The organism is Acinetobacter rongchengensis, from assembly GCF_003611475.1.
Classification (GTDB): Bacteria; Pseudomonadota; Gammaproteobacteria; order Pseudomonadales; family Moraxellaceae; genus Acinetobacter; species Acinetobacter rongchengensis.
Genome location: NZ_RAXT01000164.1, coordinates 1 through 867 on the forward strand (window position 1 = coordinate 1; position 867 = coordinate 867).

The window sequence follows — 867 nt, forward strand, 5'->3', positions numbered from 1 at the left end:
TGCCAGGGTGAATGTGGGTCACAGAAATATACATCTATGCCTAAATCTTCTTCGAGTATTTTATGTTCTGACATCTCACGTCCACGGTCATAGGTCAACGTTTTACGCACTTCTGCAGGTAAATATTTCAGAGCTTCAGTTAAAGCCTTGCGCACTGATTCTGCCTTTGCATCAGGTAATGTTGCCAAGATACAGAGCCGTGTATTTCGTTCAATAAGTGTTGCTATCGAACTTTTATTGTCTTTACCTTTAATTAAATCAGCTTCCCAATGACCCGGTATTTTTCTTTCTTGAACTTCGGCTGGGCGCTCATGAATAGTTTTAATATCCTGTAATATAGAATCTTTTTTAGGTTCACCGTTAGCTTTTCGCTTTTTATTTTCATGACGTAGACAGGATAATAAGTCTTTTTTCAACTCACCCTTGGGTAATGCTCGTATCGTTGAATAAATCGTTGTATGGCTTACATTCATTGTTTGATCCAAATCAGGAAATGTCTTTAAACGCTTTGCTATTTGCTGAGGAGACCATAAACAACGGATCGCTTCAACAATAAATTTCCAGAGGATTGAATCGATTTTGAGTTTTCTGTGACCACGTCTACGTCTAGCAAAAGTGTTATCAGAAGCATATTGAGCTTGATAAACGTCATTGATGCTATTTCTTTTAAGCTCACGATAGATCGTACTAGGATGTCTTTTAATAAGTTCAGCAAATTTTCTGGCTGAAAAGCCTTCTTTTCTTGACTCAAGCATTAATGCAGTACGATCTTCAAAGTTAAGATGATGGTATGACAATTTTATATACTCCATAAACCCTTTAAATTAATTAGGTGGTTTATGTCGCACTTCAAGTTTTACTCTGCCA

The 867-nt window shown here is 36.9% G+C and carries 1 protein-coding gene; it reads right to left on the reverse strand.

Annotated features, from left to right (window positions below):
- The coding region (locus D7V20_RS19280) for an IS30-like element ISAba125 family transposase (RefSeq protein ID WP_120385412.1) at positions 1-812 on the reverse strand (812 nt) is incomplete at its 3' end.
- Between the last annotated feature and the right edge of the window lie 55 nt (positions 813-867).